At 40.1% G+C, this 17,252-nt stretch carries 10 protein-coding genes; 9 read left to right on the top strand and 1 reads right to left on the bottom strand.

Annotation, left to right across the window (positions count from 1 at the left end):
• The first annotated feature begins 8 nt into the window (after nt 1-8).
• From BO18_RS18600 to ltrA, 9 genes are all read left to right on the top strand, one after another.
• Entirely contained in the window at nt 9-656 is a 648-nt protein-coding gene (locus BO18_RS18600) for a TadE/TadG family type IV pilus assembly protein (protein ID WP_034448914.1), read from the top strand.
• Entirely contained in the window at nt 653-3,166 is a 2,514-nt protein-coding gene (locus BO18_RS18595; protein ID WP_034448913.1) for a YlbF family regulator, read from the top strand. Before BO18_RS18600 ends, BO18_RS18595 begins: the two co-directional genes overlap by 4 nt.
• 11 nt (nt 3,167-3,177) lie before the next feature.
• Complete coding sequence (locus BO18_RS18590) at nt 3,178-4,008, top strand: TadE/TadG family type IV pilus assembly protein (protein ID WP_051688936.1); 831 nt, start codon at nt 3,178-3,180, stop codon at nt 4,006-4,008.
• 42 nt (nt 4,009-4,050) lie between these two features.
• Nucleotides 4,051-5,577 (top strand): DUF6382 domain-containing protein, encoded by a 1,527-nt coding sequence (locus tag BO18_RS18585; RefSeq protein WP_034448912.1) that lies wholly within the window; start codon nt 4,051-4,053, stop codon nt 5,575-5,577.
• Nucleotides 5,578-5,588: 11 nt separating this feature from the next.
• Entirely contained in the window at nt 5,589-6,362 is a 774-nt protein-coding gene (locus BO18_RS18580) for a PP2C family protein-serine/threonine phosphatase (protein ID WP_034448911.1), read from the top strand.
• A gap of 9 nt (nt 6,363-6,371) precedes the next feature.
• Nucleotides 6,372-8,078, top strand: coding sequence for a serine/threonine protein kinase (locus BO18_RS18575; RefSeq protein WP_034448910.1), 1,707 nt, complete (start codon nt 6,372-6,374; stop codon nt 8,076-8,078).
• A 2-nt stretch (nt 8,079-8,080) separates the two neighbouring features.
• The gene (locus tag BO18_RS18570; protein ID WP_034448909.1) at nt 8,081-8,563 is read left to right on the top strand and encodes a hypothetical protein; all 483 of its coding nucleotides are present in this window, start codon (nt 8,081-8,083) and stop codon (nt 8,561-8,563) included.
• A 73-nt stretch (nt 8,564-8,636) separates the two neighbouring features.
• The gene (locus BO18_RS18565) at nt 8,637-14,699 is read left to right on the top strand and encodes an Ig-like domain-containing protein (RefSeq protein ID WP_034448908.1); all 6,063 of its coding nucleotides are present in this window, start codon (nt 8,637-8,639) and stop codon (nt 14,697-14,699) included.
• Between the two features lie 536 nt (nt 14,700-15,235).
• Nucleotides 15,236-16,519, top strand: coding sequence for a group II intron reverse transcriptase/maturase (gene ltrA / locus BO18_RS18560; protein WP_034448907.1), 1,284 nt, complete (start codon nt 15,236-15,238; stop codon nt 16,517-16,519).
• An 87-nt stretch (nt 16,520-16,606) separates the two neighbouring features.
• On the opposite strand, the gene yfcE is transcribed toward ltrA, so the two are convergent.
• Nucleotides 16,607-17,140 (bottom strand): phosphodiesterase, encoded by a 534-nt coding sequence (gene yfcE / locus BO18_RS18555; RefSeq protein WP_034448906.1) that lies wholly within the window; start codon nt 17,138-17,140, stop codon nt 16,607-16,609.
• Between the last annotated feature and the right edge of the window lie 112 nt (nt 17,141-17,252).

Raw genomic sequence — 17,252 nt, 5'->3', positions numbered from 1 at the left:
AGGTTTTTATGAGGAGCTTCTCTAAAGATGAAGATGGAACGATAATGCTCGAATCTGTTTTCTGTATTTTGGCAACGTTTATAGTTCTTATGATGGTTATGGTTATGGGTTTCCTTGTTTATCAACATGCGATGATGGGAATTGTCGCAAATCAGGTAGCAGAAGAGATTGCTGTTACTTATAAATTCCCAGATTTGAAAGATCCTTCTAATATAACTAAAAAAAGGGTGACTGAAATTGTGTATTACAAATCCGGATCTGAAAAAGCTGAAGAATATAGAGCTGCTAACGAGAAAACTTTGAGGAAGATTGCTCGGACCAGATTAACTAATTCTTCATTAGCTGAAGATTCCGGTGGATATACGGTTTCTTTGGAGCGCATACATGATGATGTTGGCAGATATCATTATAAAATTACTGTGAAAAACAAATATTCGTTTTTTTATGAGGATGTATTAAACATTTTAGGACTTGATAGGACCGAGCGTCTTCAGGCTACCTCATATGTCGCAGGAACAGATGCTTTAGAAATAACAGATATAACGGATACTTCTATATTTGTTACCGGAAAAGTTTTAAATAATAATATAGTTGATACAATGTATTCTTTTATTCACGAACTTTGGGAATTCCTTGTTGATAGAGGTGTATTATGAGAAGGATATATAATTTTAAACAGATTGTTTCTTCATTACTTTTAAAATCCAGAAAGGCAGTTAAAGGTTCTGTCAGTCTTTTATTAGCTTTTGTAGTCACACCATTATTAGGAATGACTCTTCTTATGGTTGAATCTATAAGATATCAAGATGTTATCGAGGAAATGATTGAGATCAACGATCTCAGTGCCTATGCAACTTTGGCCAATTATGATCCTTTCGTTAAGGAACGTTTTGGATTGCTCGCTGTTTCACAGGATGAAGATATTCAAAGCCTATTTAATAAGTATTTCAATGAGAATAAGCGGTTGGTAGATAATGATATGATTGTTAAGTCGTGCACTATTGACGGTGAGTATTCTCTTAAGGATCTGGCCGTAATGAAACAACAGATTATAGAATATTCAGAGTATAGTGCATTTTTTGATGCTGTTTTTGAAAGTGGTAATCTCACAGAGTTACTTGATGATTTAAATGAAGCTATAAATGTTGAGGCTTTGCAAAAAATGACGACTGAACTGAGTTGTGCCTCCACAGTTATGGATGGAGTAGTTCAAGCATATAATGCTATAGAAGCCGCGTCTAAATACATTGAAGAAGATTATGATCCTGCCTTGACAGCTTATGAAGATGCTTACGACGATTTTGAAGATGCTCTCAACGATTATATAAAAGCGTTGAACGGTTACACCGGTAACGGTAATATATATGAGGATGATGATGTAGTAGCGGCCTGGGAGGCTGTTACTAAAGATTCCGATTCGCCTTGTACAGTCTATAAAAAGGCTTGTGATGATTTAGCAAAAAAGATAGAAGGTTTAGAAGACAAGCTTGATGCTGTAGCCGAGGGTATTGAAGATGCGCTCGATGCTTATGATGAATTGAATGATTCACTTGCGAATGAAGATCAGGGTTATGCGGTGAGTACTGGTTTTAAATTTACGATGGACGTTGCCGGTACTCTTCTTCCACTTATTGAGGCAATAGCTGATGAAGATATCGAAGATTTCGTTTCAGACACAGTTAGTGATCTAGAGGATTTGAGTGAAGCGCTCAAAAAAATGGAAATGGAGGATTTTGACGCTGATTCATCTAAAGATGATACTAAAAAAGATTGGTATGTCGAAATTGATGATATTAATAGTATAACTGAACATATCTCAAGGTTCATGAAAAATTATGATGATATAGATACAGAAGCTGAAGTGGAAACAGCTCTGGATCTTATAGATATTATTTTGACGCTTTGTGATATACCTTGCATGATAGATCCTAATTGCAGAGCGATAATAAAATCTGAAAAAAACAAAGAGCCATGGGAATTCGAATCATTCCAAGATCTTGCTAACCTTGTCGCATATAAGGGCAATGATATTTCTAATGCTTGTGGTATTGTTGGTATTGCGGCATTTTGTGATTGTATAGAGCATATTAAATTTCCACCCAATACTCTTCAGTGCATTATTCTTACGGTAGAGCTCTTTGTATGTACCACTGCTCTTGCCACCGGCCTTTTGGTTTGGGTAATGAATATTCATATAGATACCGCTATTGGTATTGCAAATTATAAGGAGTGGTGGAATCACATTCTATTGTGCGGATACGCTGCTTATAATTTCCCTAACAGGACCAACTATATGCAAAGCCTTGATATTAGTGGTTACAATTACGGTATGGAAATCTATAGGGACGTATGCGGACAGGATATGGATAACCCTGGACTTTACGATTTCTATGATGCATATTGGAGCATTAGTGGTGCCAATATGATAGCGCATGCTATTACTGATGGAAGCATTTTACCTCAAACAACTGGCAAGACTTTTTACGGAGCTGAACAGGAATATCTTCTTTGCGGTTGGACGAATGAAGTATATAACCAGTGCGGTGCATTTTACAACATCTTGATGCTCAGATTGGTACTCGATCTTGTTCCGCTTTTTAAGGATGAAGGAGTTAGGAAAATTGCACAAAAAGCCGGTCCCTATGCTTGGCTTGTTTATATTGGGGTTTGGATCGGTGAAGCCTTCCTTGATACTTTTATCCTCGCTAACGGCGGTGACATGAGTCTTGTAAAAGGCGGCTGCTATCTGTCACCGGATGGCATTGGAGATTTGGCATCTTCTCTCGCAGGACTGAGTGATAGAACTGAAAAATATAGTGCAATGATTTCTTGGTCGTATACAATTTATAAAAAAGATTGGAAAGGAATTAATCCATTTTCAAGTGGTATATTACCACATACCTCGTATACTGATCATATGTTCATACTGTTTTTGACACGTACTCATGACCAGGCATTATTGAACCGGATGCAGAATATATTGATTAATGAATCAGAGGCATATTATGAATATCACACGGGTATGGAGTTCAAAATAAGTAAAACATATACTTATGTACATACTGATATAGCCTATGATATCAATCCAATGTTTGATTTCAGTTCGTTAACGGATAGCGGCGTATTTACTAAGACGGTTCATCAGGAAAGATACATAGGCTATTAAGAGGTGATACTATGAAGCAACACAAATTTGAAAAGGGTTCTATGACTCTGGAAACCGCTTTGGTTTTACCTATTTTCTTTTTCTTCTTTTTGGGCATTTTTGGTTTCTTTGGCTTTATAGCGGCAAGAAACCAGATTCACCATGCGCTTATTCAGTCTGCAAAGAGTTTGTCTACAGATTCTTATATGGTTGAAAAGGTCGACACTATTGGAAGTGCCGATTTCCATTGGTGGGAAAATTTAAGCGATATGGCCACCGATATTTACCGGGCACAATTTGATCAGAATTATACTAGTAGAACAAAGTGGTATGATAGTAATTCAAATACTGATGTTGTGAAGAAAAGATTTATTGCTTATCTTACCGGTAGCGGTAGTGACAAAGAAGCTCAAGAAAAACTAGAAACAATAGGAGTTAAAAACGGATTAAAAGGAATTGTTTTTGAATATCAAGTTGTTAATGGTGATCTGATAATTACTTTAAAATACGATCTTCACCTTTGGGTCGATCTTTTTGGAATAGTCAATATTCCAATGGAGGATACAGTCAGGGCCAAAATGTGGGGATTAGATAAAGGCGAAGATAACCAGGATAAAAATGCTGAGAATGGTAGTAGCGCAGATGAAAATATCGGCGAGACTGCTGATTCTGAAAGTGACGTTCTTAACGATTCTGGAAATGATTCTGATACTGGTTCTGATGCTGATACGGGTGCAGATAATTTAAATGATTCTGATACTATTGGAGACGGTATTGATGATGGTGATACTACCGGAAATGGTGATCAGGAAGAACCTAACCCGACAAGTGGCGGCGTTGACTCAATAAAAATACCGCGATAAGAATTGGTGATTATAAATAACGGAAGGCAGTGTTATTGATAGATGGATCAATTTACATACGAAAACAGTGGCGTCAATACATATCTTGTTTATGAGATAAAAAATGATGACAGTGTCGACAGCATGGCTCTGGGAATGATAACCAACAATAAGATTCCCGGATTGGCTCAGACTATTTTTCTGCAGAAAGATAGCAGCAGATTCATAAAATACAATGTTTCTGCGCGTGTTACACTTAAGGATTTCTTCACCGGTCAGGTTAACAGAAAGAGAATGGTCGGTGCTTTTAAGGGTATAGTTGATGCTTTTTTGGCTGCAGAAGAGTATATGCTCGATACCAGTTCCATACTCCTTGATGTGGATTGGATCTTTGTGGAAGTTTCTACATGCGAAGTAAGTATGATCATGCTGCCATTTGTAAGTGAACCGCGAACGAATGCAGATGTTTGTATTTTCTTCAGGAATCTTATGTATACCATTCAGTCTGATGTAACTGAAGACTGCAGTCATGTTGCTAAGATCCTTAATTATCTGAATTCTGCGTCTAATTTTTCATTAACTGAATTCGAGAAAATATTGTCGGATCTTAAAGATGGTAATTCTGCGGCTCAGGCTAGACCGATAACTCAGATTCCTACATCGAATCAGCCTTCAAACAGTCTGCTGGGAAGTGCTGTCGTTCCTCAACAGATAGCGATCAAGCAAGTTCCGCCTGTACAGACGTCTGTTGCTACTCCGGCAGCGGTTTCTCCTTCTGTTGCCGTACCTCCTGCAAATGCAGTTAATGTATCTCAGCCACAGACTAAAGGCAAGCAGCCGGTTGTTCCTCAGAAGGGACCGAACGGAATGGCAATCCCACCTAAGCCGGGATCTGCTAATCCTGCACCTGCAGTTACAACTGACGGTAAAGAGATATCGCTTTTCTATCTTTTGCAGCATTATAATTCTGACAATGCCGCGAAATATAAGGCACAGAAGGCTGCTAAAAAGGCTGCCAAAGTTGCAGCTAAGCCTGCTGCACCTGCACCTGAACAGAATAAAAAGGGTAAGAATAAAAAGGCTACCAATGCTCCTGCAGTTCCTGCGGTGCCGCCTGCTCCCGGAGTTCCGGTTGCTCCAATGCAGCAGCCTGTTCAACAACCCGTTCAGCAGCAAGCAATGAATTATCAGCCTGCACCCAGTGGTGCAAATTACGGTGAGACAACCGTTCTCGGCGGAGGTCCCGCAGGCGAGACAACTGTTTTGAATCCTGCAAACGCTGCTCAGAAAACCGTCACTCCGTTACTCATAAGGGTCAAAACTTCTGAAAGGATCCTGATAAGTAAATTCCCTTTCAGGATCGGCAAAGAGAAGAGTTATGTTGAATATTTTATCGGAGATAATACTGCCGTGAGCAGGAGCCATGCTGTGATCACTTCTCATGATGGTGCGATTTTTGTCAAAGATACGAATTCAACCAACCATACCTATGTTAACGGTACCATGATACAAAGTGGCGTTGAGGTTCCTCTTAATAATGGTGACAGGATCAAGTTTGCCAATGAGGAATTTGAGTTTAAGCTTAGTTAACGAGGTTTGTAATGAACTTCCTTATATCGGCCGTTACGGATATAGGACTCACGAAGAGTACAAATCAGGATTGTTATTTTGTCAGTCGTTTTAAAACAAAGCAGGGCAATGTTGTTTTGGCGGTTCTCTGTGACGGCATGGGCGGGCTTTCAAAAGGCGAGATAGCCAGCTCTTCAGTTATTAATGCTTTTAAAAAATGGTCTGAAACCAGATTGCCTCAACTGTTGGAGACGGGTTTTAATGAGGTTACATTACAAGCCGAGTGGAACGAGATCGCCGTTTCTTTCAACAGAAAGATAATGGATTATGCCCGTTCGTTCGGTACCAATATGGGGACAACCTTGGTTGCAATGCTTTTGACGGAGACTTATTTTTTCATAATCAATGTCGGTGATTCCAGGGTTTATGAGATTTCAAATCAGCTTCGTGTCCTTACCACAGATCAGACGGTCGTTGCCAGAGAGGTCGAACTTGGTAATCTTACGCCTGAAGAAGCGGAAAGAGATCCCAGAAGAAGTGTACTCCTACAATGTATCGGTGCATCTGATGAGGTTATACCTGATTTCTTTATGGGAAATGTGATGCAGGATGCTGTCTACATGCTCTGCAGTGACGGTTTCAGACATGAGATCACTCCTGATGAAATATATAGTTATATGAACGCGTCGGTTATGACAAGCGTTCCTCAAATGCAGGCAAATATGCAGGCTTTGGTCGAGACGAACAAGCAACGTCAGGAACGCGATAATATCACCGTTATCGGTATCAGAACCTATGCGGAATGAGGATAAGATATGCTTGAGGTAGGTTCTTTAGTTGACGGCAGATATAAGATACTGAACGAAATTGGCCACGGCGGAATGAGCGTCGTATATATGGCCATAAATGAAAAAGCAAACAAGACATGGGCAGTAAAAGAAGTCCGTAAGGACGGAAGCATGGATTTTACTCAGGTTCGTGCCGGTCTTATTGCCGAAATAGATACATTAAAGAAATTAAATCACCCTAATCTTCCGAGCATCGTTGACGTAATCGAAGATAATGAGAGTTTGATCATTGTCATGGACTATATCGAAGGTCGATCACTCGATGTAATCCTGGAGGAGACCGGTGCTCAATCAGAATCCAACGTTGTTGAGTGGGCTATGCAGTTGTGCGATGTTTTCGGATATCTCCATTCAAGAACTCCTCCAATTATTTATCGTGACATGAAGCCTGCTAATGTTATGCTTAAGCCTGACGGTAGCGTCATGGTCATAGATTTCGGAACGGCTAAAACATACGATGTAAATACAGGGGAGACTTCCTGTATCGGTACGAGGGGATATGCCGCGCCCGAACAGTACGGCGGTCTTGGAAGGACTGACGCCAGAACAGACATCTATTGCTTGGGTCTGACGATGTATCACATGCTGACAAATGTAAATCCCTGCGTTACGTTGGTTACCGATAAATCGATCAGGGCAGTCAATCCGTTGTTATCACGCGGTTTGGATCAGATAATCCTTAAATGCACACAGGACAATCCTGATGACAGATATCAGACCTGTGCGGAACTGATGTATGATCTCGAGAATTATCAGAATCTCGAACCGCTATATAAGCGCAAGCAGCGTGCCAAAGTTATTTGGTTCGGACTTACGCTTCTGTTATCTGTGCTTTTGCTCGTGGCAGGTATATTTATAACTCTTTCTGCGTCAAAAATAGCCACCGACAATTACGACAGTCTTATGTATGAAGCTTCGAAGAACGCTGATTACGATGCGAAAAGGCGACTATATGAAGAGTGTATCTCAGTACCGAATAAAGCAGGGAAACCTGATGCGTATCTTGCGCTTATCCAGTGTTATAAGGAAAACGATGCAGTATTTACCCAGGATGAAGCAAATCAGATAGAGGTTCTCATTAACACCAACAAAGATGCTCTGATGCAGGATATGAATGCCTATGTGGATATATGCTTTGAGGTTGGGAAACTGTATTGGTACTACTACGATTACGGAACCGGTGCAGATAACCAACTGACCAGGGGTAAGAGCTCTGTAAACTGGTTCCAGGATGTCGTTGACAACGCTCCGGACGGTTATGCCAATTACGGTATGGCTCTGGCTTATGCCAATATAGGCAAATTCTACCGTGATATTACTATCATAGTTACCGAGGCAAGTGACAAAGGCCGTTACAAACCTTTATTCGATGATCTGTCTCAATTGGTTGATCAATTGGCAGGAGATGAAAGCGAGAGTGAGATTATCAGACTCGAGATCATAGAGATGACAAGATCTGCGCTGCAGCAATACTCCACAAAGTTCAAACAGGATGGGGTAAAAGAAGAAGAACTGCTCGCTCTATATAATAAGATCGATACTATCGTTGTATCAGTAGAGACTACTACTGATAAGACGACCGCCAAAAAGAGTGAGATCGTTTCCAATATGCCTGCCACATTAACGGCTATCCAGGCGGCATACGGAACTGTTCAGGAAGAGAACGGGGGCTGATCATGACTGTTGAAATGCTAAATAACATAGCGATGGCAGTTTATATTGCTGCAGGTGTCGTGTTCCTTGTTGCCGTAGCCTTATTCTTCCTTTTGGATATTCCGAAGGTTGTCGGAGAATTGTCAGGAAGTACCGCAAAGAAATCCATTCAAAAGATACAGGAGCATAACAAGAACAACTCCGGAAATCTGGTACATTCGAACAATCCGAATTCTCATGTGACTAAGCCCAGCAAGACCGGCAGGGTAGGCGTTGGAACAGAGAAGTTCTCAACGTCTGCTCTTGAATCTTCGAGTAATGAGACTACGTTGCTTGTTAATACAGTACCAGAAAATCCTGTAGCAAATGAGACAACGTTACTTAAGCCGGATACGGCAAATACTCCTGTGGTTAGTCCGAGTGTTCAGTCTCAGCCGGTTACCCAGGAAGGATTCGAAGAAGTGGAATCATTGGCATCTTATATGGAAAATGAACTGATCGAATGAGTTTTATCTTTAATTAATTAAAGTAAGAAGGTATAATCAATATTTAGGAGAATGTTTTTGGAGGGTTGATAATATGGAAATTACTAGAAACGGTTTTGTCAGATTTTTGTCCGCATTAATGTCGGCTATTTTTGTTTTCACATTTTTGCCCTTCAATGCTGTCGGGGTCTATGCAGAGGGCGAGAAAGGTTTCAATCACGATAATGCCTTTACTGTAGTTGTATACGAAAAATTAGGGGAATCTCACAAAGAAGACAGATCATTTGGCACCTATGATAATTATGGCAACGCTGTAGTTAATACAATCGATGTTTATAATAACGTAGTCGAGGGGGCTTATGTTACATTAACTTGTCTTACAGATGAGGGTGTTAAATTTGATGGAACTACTGATAGTCAAGGAAAAGTAAAATTTGACTTGGCAAAATCTTATTTTGAGCCTAAGGGTTTTCCTGATCATCCTTTCCGTTTAGAAGTAACAAAAGCAGATACCGGTTATGTCAGCTTTTCTGAAATCATTCATCCGAACGGTACATTTGATGGGGCATATTTCTATTATCCTGTCGCTCTCGAACTTACGGATTTATCCCAGGGTAATGTTGAGAAATCAATTGTTTATGATGGAATTGATCATAAGGCATCAGAATTTTCAGATTTGAGTGGAAATGGATTAAATGTTGATTATTATGTTAATGGTGAAGTCGTAACAGAACCAAGTTTTAAAGATGTAGGCACATATGAGTTTACGGCTGTTTTCTCCGGTGAAGGATACTATGCTTTTGAAAATGATACAGACAGTTATGCTGTTGATTATAGTATTACAATAAAGCCTATAGAAAGAGATGATTTTGCTTTTGCAGATGATAACAGTGAAATAGAGTTAAATTATGTTAAGGACAATACAACCTTTACTAATGTTGCTTCATGCAGCAAAGATCCTAAACCAAGCAATATTATCTATTCTTCATCAGATCCTGATACTGCAACTGTAGATACTTCTGGTACTGTGACTTTCTTAAAAGCCGGAACCGTAATAATCGAAGCGACTGCTCCTGCAATTGGATTCTATGAAGAAAAAACAATCGAATATTCTATTTCTGCACTACAAGAATTTACAGCTGTGTTTGCTAATGCCACTGTTGAGGGTTATTACGGAAAGACATTAAATGATGAAACAGGAAAAGCATTGGCATTAAATAAATTGAGTTTCCTTTATTATCAGCCAGATAAGGTAACAATAAAATATAGTATTATAGAAAATGGTCATTTGGCTGAGATTAATAGGAATACAGGTGTTATTACTCCTAAGGGTATTGGTTCTGTCACTGTTCAGGCTACGATTTCAGCTCCTAATTGCAAAACTACAACGGCTTCTTATAAACTGAATATTAATAAGGGTAAGGTTCGTGATGATTTGCAATTGAACTCTTATTCAGAGTATGAATTTGATAAAGAGTACGCTATTTTTAAAGATAATTATTCAGACTTTTCATTTGTTCCTGTTTCTGGCGGTGATTTGTTTGATATAAAGGATGGCAAAATCAAAATTCTTGGTGTAAGTTCGGAACAATTTGAGGTTGATATAACTGTTCCAGAGAATGATTTATATGAAGAATACACATACCACATTAAAGGCAATACTGTAAAAGCTCAACATACGTTGGAGTTTGCGAATAAACCATTCACTGATTATGCAAATAAAAAAACTTATTATATTAAATTAACAGGTGACTGCTTTACTAGTACATCGGTAGAATGTACTGCACCTGGTGCTACTGTTGATTTTGGCTATTATGGTGGTAATCAATATTTGGTTTTGAGTTTTAAAGAATATGTCATATCAAGCATCTCATTTACAGTAACTATTACTTGTAATAAAGATGATACTTATGATGAAAAAGTAATAACCTGTAATGGATTAATTGGTTTTGACAGTAGTATTTCGACAGAGATCTATTATAACAATGAGACCAACGTGAAAAATTGGTATACGGAAGATGTAATCGTCAGACCAAAGAATCCCCAATTGTTTATTGAAACTCCAGAGGGAGAGAGAGTTCCATCCTATACTATTCCTGATAATGGTGTTCATCCGGCATATTCAACATATTTTTATCAAAGCAAGGTGGAAGGAGAGGGAAATATTAATTTAGGTTCAGTTCAAGAGATCAAGATCGACAAAGAGTTTCCTTCTGTTTCTATTGATATCAGCAGCAGTTCACCGGATTCAGCAAAGCCTGGTACATATAAAGATGGAGAAAAATGCATATTTGCGAATTCGGCGTTATTAGTAACTGTATCTGCTTTAGATAGTGTTTCCGGTTTTGGTCACATTGAGTATGATTATGGTGAAGGCACTAAAACTGAAGTCGATTATGGCGGAAGTGATGTATATGGCTTGACTGATGAAGTTGTTGGAACTTTTACTATTCCGGCAAATAATTTCGGAAAACTGAAGATTTGGGTCTATGATATAGCAGGCAATTGCACTGCGACATATGACGACAACGAAGAGCCACAAATGAGCAATTTGATCAGTCTGAACGGAGAGAGCCTTGGACTGTCCGCTGAGCAGGATTTGTTAATCATGACTGATGATGTTAAGCCTAGACTCTTTGTTGAATTTTATAATAATGACGATCAGCATGATTTGTATTTTTCAGCTGACAGATCTGCAACTATTTATATAGATGAGGCAAATTATAATTCTAAGGCAGTCGTGTTAACTGTAGAAAAGGATGGCGTGTCGATTCTTGACAATATCAATATAGTTTTTGACGATCAACACAAGCAGATTAAGATTCCATTTGAAGGAGATGGAGATTATTCGTTTGATGTAAAATACACTGATTATTGTGGAAATGAAGGAGAAGTTACCTATATTAAAGATCATTCTGCAGCTCATGATCATTTCATAATAGATACGACAAAACCGATTGTTTCTGTATCCTTTGATAATAATGAAGCTGCCAATGATAAATATTTCAATAATAATCGAACAGCTACCATTAATATAACGGAAAAGAATTATCTGTATGAGGATCTGACAATTGACGTTAGTATAGTTTCGGGAACAAGCAGCAGGTTCGCTGAACTCGATAAGGATATTAAAATTGAGCGTGATGATGAGAATGAAGAATCCAGAACGGTTACTGTGGAATTTCTTGTCGATGGCGAATATGTTTTTAATGTGTATTATCAAGACCGTGCACTAAATGACGCTAACGTTTTCTTTTTAGGGGCTTCGTGGAACAATTTTGTAATTGATACAAAAGCGCCGGTAGTAAATGTCAGTTATTCAAATAATACAGTTTACAACGAGAAGTTCTTCAACAATGAAAGAATAGCGACTTTTACGGTAGAAGAGCATAACTTTGACGAAAATAATGCTGTTCTTATCATAAACAATGTAGTTGTACCGCTTGAGTGGTCTCCTGATGCTGATGTGCATACAGCTGATTATACTTTTGGTCAGGTCAAGGATGAAGAATTCACGATATCATTTACTTGTACGGATATGGCATTAAATGATTGTGAATCAGTTAATTACGGGACCTCGGCTGCACCAACAAACTTTGTTGTTGATAAGACGCCGCCTGTTAACCTGACCATGACTATAGATGGTGAGTCTATTCAAGGTGATAATCTCATCCCTTCTGAAGATAAGTCAGCAGTTGTAACTAATTCGATTACCTTTGACAGATTCTATAATGAACCTGTAACTGTGTTCTTAGGCGCTGACTGCTCTATTAGCGGATTGTCTGCTTTACAGTATCAATTGGCAGATAAGAGTTCAGAATACGGAATTACGGATACTTGGCTTGATTACGATGAAACTACCGGCATTACAATTAACCCGGGCCATAAGTTTGTTCTGTATTTCAGAGCAACTGATATGGCATCTAACAGTACTACTATTAATTCCGCAGGTATTATCATTGACAGTACTGAACCTGAAGGTGAGAAGAATGCACCTGAGATAGACATCATCCCGGCTGCACCTAATTCTAACGGATTCTATAACGGTGACGTTTCTGTCAAATTGACTGCAACAGATCCGGCCTTTTTGGGAGATACCCGTGATGCTGACGGCAGTTATTCAGGTCTAAAGAGAATTACTTACAAGATCTATGCGACAGATACCGGTGCTGAAGAAAAAGGCACGTTACTGAATCTTAGTGTTGATGAAGACAATCCGAAGATTATCGGTAAAGAGGATGCTTCTGTTGATCGTTATGCTCTTGCGCATTCATGGACTAAAAACATTACAATCGATTCGGAGAAGTTTAACAGCAATAATGTAATAGTTGAAGTAATGGCAGAAGATAATGCCGGAAACATCAGGATTACCAAAACAAATCCCGGAGCAATAAAAATCGACATCACTAATCCTAGCATTGTTATCAGCTACAACAACAATAATGCTGATTCTGACAATTGTTTTAAGGATGATCGAGTAGCTACGATTACTATTACAGAGCGTAACTTTGATCCTAAGGATGTTAATGTTACTCTTACAAGTTCCACCGGCACGAAGCCTGAGGTCAACGGTTGGACTAAAACAGTTGGGTCCGGTAATGGTGACAATACTAAGTGGACTACTACTATTCCGTATACCAGGGATGCCGATTATACTTTTGACATTGCTTATACCGATCCGGCAAATAATGTGGCAAAGTCAATAGATTTTGGTAATAGTGTAGCGCCGAAAGCTTTTACGATCGATAAAACTGTACCTACAGTAAATGTAAGTTACGATAATAATGTTGTCGCAAATAACATTTACTATAATAAGAACAGAAATGCGACGATCACAATCGTTGAGCACAATTTTGATGCCGGCAGAGTCAACATTACTCTCAAAGCTACTGATGACGGTGCAATTATCAATGTACCCGCAGTAAGCAATTGGACTAATAATGGTGATACTCATACCGCAACTATCGCTTACGATAAGGATGGCAAATATGTATTTGATATCTCCGTAAAGGATAAAGCCGGAAATGACGCTGCTGATTTTGCTGAACAGACATTCTTTATTGATACAAAAGCACCTGAGCTTAAGATTACCGGAGTTAAGGATAAGTCAGCAAATAATGGAGATATTTCACTTGACTTTACATATTCAGATACTAACTATTCAGAACAGTTTGTTTATGTAAATTTCTCAGGTGCCAACAGAGGTAAGTTAGTTTTAGACGGAACTTATACTGATATTCACAACGGAAAATCGTTTAAGTTCAATGAATTTGCCAAGCAGAAAGATATTGATGACATCTATACGCTTGAGGTTACAATTATCGATCTTGCAGGTAATGAATCTTCTCAGCTTCTTACTTTCTCAATCAACAGATTTGGTTCTACCTATGAGCTGGGTGATGCAGCAAAAACGATAAACGGAACTTATGTACAAAAGCCGGTAGATATTGTTATCAGCGAGGTCAACCCTAATCAGTTGGTTGAAAGTGTTGTGACTATATTCAAGAACAATGAATCTATCACTTTGGTTGAAGGTGTTGATTATGATGTTCAGAGGACCGGCGGCAACGGCGAATGGTGCGGTTATCAGTACACGATCCATTCTGACAAATTCGCTGATGATGGTGTATATAAAGTATCTGTATACTCCAGAGATGAGGCCGGCAATATCTCTGAGAACACGCTTGATACAAAGAACACAAGTCTTCAGTTCGGTATTGATGCCACAAGCCCGAATATCGTGGCTGCAAATCTCAGCGGCAACACGACATATGCGGAAGAGTCACATAAAGTCAGTCTGATCGTTACAGACAACCTGCTGCTCAGCGGTGTTGATGTATATCTTGATGATTACAATACTCCTTATGTTTCATGGACAGCTGAGCAGGTTGCAGAGATCTTGACCGGCAACGGATCTTTCACCTTTGACATTACGGATTACTCCAACAGTGCTCATAAGGTCAAGATCGTCGGTACGGATGCTGCAGGCAATGTAAGTGAACTGGAGATCACAAACTTCTATGTAACCACAAACCTGTTCGTTCGTTACTACACCAATACACCTTTGGTGATTGGTTCTATCGTTGGTCTGTTCCTGATCGTAGCGCTGGCAGTTGTTATCGTTGTGGTCAAGAGACGTAAGTACAGCAAAAGATAATAACAAATAAAACCGATCCCCCGAACATAAATCGGGGGATCTTTTTTGGTATGACGGGCATGTCCCGAACCTCGGGTGGAAGTCCCGAGGGGCGTAGTTGCCGACGAACCTTAAAGCGACTTGCAAGGTTTGTATCGTGAGGTACAGGCGAGAAGAAGCAATAGCGAAACCGTGGCTCGACGGACAGAAACCTGATATTAAGGCGTATTGAACGGATAAGATGACCAAACGCATCAAAGTCCAAAAGGCAACCGTAACTTCAATGCGTAAATCAGGCGAGTAAACGGGGAAAGGTTCGGGGCTTATCCCGTGAGGTCTCATAGGCGGAGCACGATCCGTAGTAACAACGAACTGTGAGAAGTCAGCAGAAGCCATAGTACCGAGGAATCGGGAAGGGCGGAACAATTTAACCGTGCGACGCAAATGTATGTCCTGAGGATATGCCCGACAGTGGTAGGATGAAACGTATATGAAATCTGAACACACAACATAAGGCTGAGTCTGAGGGAGCGGAAAGGAGAAGAGCACACAAGGCAATGTCAGAACTGCTCGACAAAATCTTACATAAGGACAATATGAACGAAGCCTACAAAAGGGTCTGTGCCAATAAGGGTGCGGGCGGAGTTGACGGTGTCAGTACAGATGAACTTGGTGAGTATATCAAGGCAAATTGGCCTACGATAAAAGAGCAGATACTACGAAGGGAATACAAGCCTCAACCCGTCAGACGAGTAGAAATACCCAAACCTAATGGCGGAAAGAGAAAACTTGGAATCCCTACAGCAATGGACAGAGTAATCCAGCAGGCAATAGTACAAGTGATAGGACCGATATGCGACCCGCATTTCTCGGAGTTCAGTTATGGCTTTCGTCCGAACAGAAGCTGTGAGATGGCAATAAGAAAAGTCCTTGAATACTTAAATGAGGACTACACGTGGATTGTGGATATAGACTTGGAGAAATTCTTCGACAACGTACCACAAGACAGACTAATGAGCTACGTTCACATACTGATTAACGATGGAGACACGGAATCTCTGATACGCAAATATCTCAAGGCAGGTGTAATGACCCCGGAAGGATACGAGCAAACAGAAATGGGAACACCGCAGGGCGGCAACCTCTCACCATTACTTAGCAACATAATGCTGAATGAATTGGACAAAGAACTTGAAAACAGAGGACTGCACTTCGCAAGATATGCTGACGACTGCATAATTGCAGTAAAGAGCGAAGCAAGTGCAAAGCGTGTGATGTACTCCATCACGTCTTGGATAGAAAGGAAACTCGGTCTCAAGGTTAATGCGGAGAAGACTAAGATAGTCAGACCGACAAAAGTAAAATACCTCGGGTTCGGATTCTACAAAGACCCAAAGACACTTGAATGGAAAGCAAGACCACACCAAGACTCTGTCGCCAAGTTCAAACGCAGACTCAAAGCCTTGACGCAAAGAAAGAATTCAATGAGATTAGGATTGAGAATTGAGAAGATTAACCAAGTAACGAGAGGTTGGATAAACTACTTTGCATTAGGGGATATGAAGTCAACAATATCAGACATTGACGCACACTTAAGGACAAGGCTTAGAACCATTATATGGAAACAATGGAAGGTGCCAAGCAAGAGACAATGGGGACTCCAAAAACTCGGAGTCTCCAAAGACTTAGCAAGACTGACATCGTATTGTGGAGACAGATACCAATGGGTCGTGACAAAGACTTGCGTATCACGGGCGATCTCAAAAGAGGTGCTTGGCAGGGCAGGTCTTATCAGTTGCCTTGATTACTACAATGAGCGTCACGCTTTGAAGTTAAGTTGAACCGCCGTATGCCGAACGGCACGTACGGTGGTGTGAGAGGGGGATTAAATTCCCCCTACTCGATTGATGCGTTATTTATCATTTGGATTAATCGAACATTATCAGTTCCGCTTTTCCGTTCTCGATGATGATGTAGGAGGGAAGCGTATCTTCCTTGGGAATGGAAGGTGAACCGGGATTCAGATAACGGTATGTTCTCCCGTCAGGTGATGTGAGTTCTGTATCTTCCGCAACATGTGTGTGACCTGTCATGAGAATGGCACCGTCGGGCATCATCGGCGGAACATTGTAGATGTCGTACTTGTGTCCGTGGGTACAGAAGAATACCTGACATTCATCAGCCAGATAGATGTAATCAGCCATGATCGGGAACTTAAGCACCATCTGGTCAACCTCGGTATCGCAGTTGCCCCTTACGGCAAGGATCCTGTCAGCGATGCTGTTCAGTATTTCTATTACTTTCTTGGGCTCGTAGTGAGCGGGAAGGTCGTTCCTTGGGCCGTGGTAAAGGATGTCACCAAGTAATATCAGCTTGTCAGCGTTGCTTTCCTGAAAAGCGCTGACGACACGTTCAGCCCAGTATGAATCACCGTGGATGTCTGATGCGACAAAATATTTCATAACATGTCCTCTTTCATTTTTCTGCGAATAGGATAACACTTCGGGAGCATTTGGCGAGAGTTAAAAACATAAAACATAATTTACACACAGTTAACCAAAAGGGTTCTTAAAA

The sequence above is a fragment of the Butyrivibrio sp. AE2032 genome, from assembly GCF_000702965.1.
The sequence above is the reverse complement of the archived record's forward strand: the minus strand, read 5'-3'. Positions and strand labels throughout refer to the sequence as shown.

Coding starts and splice junctions, on each gene's coding strand:
- BO18_RS18565 (WP_034448908.1), top strand. CDS start 8,637: ATGGAAATTACTAGAAACGGTTTTGTCAGATTTTTGTCCGCATTAATG.
- BO18_RS18585 (WP_034448912.1), top strand. CDS start 4,051: ATGGATCAATTTACATACGAAAACAGTGGCGTCAATACATATCTTGTT.
- BO18_RS18600 (WP_034448914.1), top strand. CDS start 9: ATGAGGAGCTTCTCTAAAGATGAAGATGGAACGATAATGCTCGAATCT.
- BO18_RS18580 (WP_034448911.1), top strand. CDS start 5,589: ATGAACTTCCTTATATCGGCCGTTACGGATATAGGACTCACGAAGAGT.
- BO18_RS18590 (WP_051688936.1), top strand. CDS start 3,178: ATGAAGCAACACAAATTTGAAAAGGGTTCTATGACTCTGGAAACCGCT.
- ltrA (WP_034448907.1), top strand. CDS start 15,236: ATGTCAGAACTGCTCGACAAAATCTTACATAAGGACAATATGAACGAA.
- BO18_RS18595 (WP_034448913.1), top strand. CDS start 653: ATGAGAAGGATATATAATTTTAAACAGATTGTTTCTTCATTACTTTTA.
- BO18_RS18575 (WP_034448910.1), top strand. CDS start 6,372: ATGCTTGAGGTAGGTTCTTTAGTTGACGGCAGATATAAGATACTGAAC.
- yfcE (WP_034448906.1), bottom strand. CDS start 17,140: ATGAAATATTTTGTCGCATCAGACATCCACGGTGATTCATACTGGGCT.
- BO18_RS18570 (WP_034448909.1), top strand. CDS start 8,081: ATGACTGTTGAAATGCTAAATAACATAGCGATGGCAGTTTATATTGCT.